4 protein-coding genes are annotated in these 2,139 nt (G+C 64.7%); all 4 read right to left on the bottom strand.

Annotated features, from left to right (window positions below; genetic code table 11):
* A partial coding sequence (rpiA, locus tag VH499_RS16735) for a ribose-5-phosphate isomerase RpiA (protein WP_332053881.1) occupies nt 1–651 on the bottom strand: 651 nt, incomplete at its 3' end.
* Nucleotides 652–677: 26 nt separating this feature from the next.
* Nucleotides 678–968, bottom strand: a complete 291-nt coding sequence (locus VH499_RS16730; protein WP_332053880.1) for a HigA family addiction module antitoxin — start codon at nt 966–968, stop codon at nt 678–680.
* A gap of 9 nt (nt 969–977) precedes the next feature.
* Nucleotides 978–1,256 (bottom strand): type II toxin-antitoxin system RelE/ParE family toxin, encoded by a 279-nt coding sequence (locus tag VH499_RS16725; RefSeq protein ID WP_332053879.1) that lies wholly within the window; start codon nt 1,254–1,256, stop codon nt 978–980.
* A 25-nt stretch (nt 1,257–1,281) separates the two neighbouring features.
* A partial coding sequence (locus tag VH499_RS16720) for an ATP-binding protein (RefSeq protein ID WP_332053878.1) occupies nt 1,282–2,139 on the bottom strand: 858 nt, incomplete at its 5' end.

The raw sequence follows: 2,139 nt of genomic DNA, 5'->3' as shown, positions 1-2,139 counted from the left end.
TCCATCACCGACGATCAGGATGTCAATCATGTCGACGAAGATGCCGGTCCCCACGACCCCCGGAATGCTGCGCAACGCGTGGTCCAGGGCTTCCGGGTCGCGCAACCCGCCGATCGGGCAGTCGATCAGGTAGTTGCTGTTGTCGGTCGCCACGATCGCGTCGCCGTCGCGCCGCACCCGAACCTCGGAGCCCAGGCACTTGGCGATCCGTGCCGCGGTGTGGCTCCAGCCGTAGGAAACGACTTCCACCGGCAGGTCGATGTGACCGAGCACGGGAACCTGCTTGCTGCGGTCGACGACGAAGATGCGGCGTCGCGCATGGCTGGCGAGGATCTTCTCGCGCAGCAGGGCGCCACCACGGCCCTTGATCATGGCGTAGTACGGATCGACCTGGTCGGCGCCGTCGATAGAGAGATCGATGATCTGCACCGAGTCCAGCTCGGCCAGCGTGATGCCAAGCTGCTGCGCTCGTTGGGTCGTGCGGGCCGACGACGACACGCAGGTGATCCGCAGCCCCTCGGCGATCAGTCGCGCCAGATTCTCAAGACCCGCTTCGACGGTCGACCCCGTGCCAAGGCCAAGCACCATTCCGCTTTGCACATAGGTCAACGCCTTCTCTGCCGCGGCGCGCTTCGCAAGCTCTACGTCCATCGGAAGCTCTCCGGCCTCGGGGCATGCTAGGCGACTTTGGACGCCAGGCGACGGACCTTGATGGCTCGATCGTTGCGGCGCACTTGCGCCAGGTCATAGTTTACCTGCATGCGCAGCCACAAGTCCGCTGTTCCGCCCAGCGCCTTTTCCAGCCGTACCGCCATTTCCGGCGTGATCGCACTCTTGCCGTTGATCACGTTGTAGAGCTGTTGGCGCGTGACTCCCAATCCCTTCGCCGCTTCTGCGACGCTGAGGCCGAGCTCGTCGACATTGTCCTTCAGCAACTCACCCGGGTGCGGCGGATTCTTCATCTGCATGGCGTGCTCCTAGTGATAGTCGACGAAATCGACATCGAATACATTCCCGTCCTTGAACCGAGAGACAATGCGCCAGTTCGCTCGGACCGTGATGGCCCAAAACTCTTTCAGATCACCTTTCAGCATGTGAAGGCGAAGCGTCGGCTGGTTCAAGGCCTCTATCGTCGCCGCGGCATCCAACGCCGCCAATATGCGTCGGATGCGATCGACCATGTCCGCCCGAAGCCTCCGGCGGTCATCTTCTTCGTAGAGCCGCTGGAGTCCCTTGTGGCGAAAGCTCTCGATCACTGAGCCGATTGTAAAGTGACAATTGTCACTTGTCAATCGGCGATTGGGCCGCCAGCCCCCGCCGCCGCCTGCGCCGACCGCCGCCGTCGTCGTCGTCGCCGACCTTCGCAGCCTTCGGTGCGGGCAACGCCACGGCCTTCGCCAGATGCGGATAGCGCGCGGTCTTGTGGGGGATCGCCATGGCTTCCACGAAATGCGCCTGGAACTTGGGCTCGACGGCGGTCTCGACCTTCTCGACCTGCTTCACCACGCGGGTGATCTCGTCGCGCGCCTTGGCATTGAGCAGCGCGATGCGGGCACCGGTGCCGGCGGCATTGCCGGCCGACGTCACCTTGGCGAGGTCGCAATCGGGGATCATGCCGAGGACCATGGCGTATTTGACGTCGATGTGGCTGCCGAACGCGCCGGCCAGGGTGATGCGCTCGACCTTGTCGATATTGAGGTGGTCCATCAGCAGGCGCGCGCCGGCATAGAGCGCGGCCTTCGCCAGCTGGATCGCGCGCACATCGTTCTGCATGATGCGCAGCTGCGGGGTGCCGTCATGCAGCAGGTACGAGAAGGTGCGGCCGTCGGCCTGGACGCGCGGGGACCTGGCGGCCATCGCGCCGTCGATCACGCCGTCCTGGGTGAGAATCCCGCAGAGGTACATCTCGGCGATGCATTCGATGATGCCGGAGCCGCACACGCCGGTCACGCCCGTTGCTTCGGTCTGCCTGGCGAAGTCCGGATGGTCCGACCACAAATCGCAGCCGATCACCTTGAAGCGCGGCTCCAGCGTCTCGCGGTTGATGCGGATGCGCTCGATCGCACCCGGCGCGGCGCGCTGACCGCAGGAGATCTGTGCGCCCTCGAAGGCCGGGCCGGTCGGCGATGAGGCCGCCAG

This window comes from Reyranella sp., from assembly GCF_036558665.1.
In the GTDB taxonomy this organism is placed as follows: Bacteria; Pseudomonadota; Alphaproteobacteria; order Reyranellales; family Reyranellaceae; genus Reyranella.
Note: the sequence above shows the minus strand (reverse complement) of the source record. Positions and strands in the feature narration are given on the sequence as shown.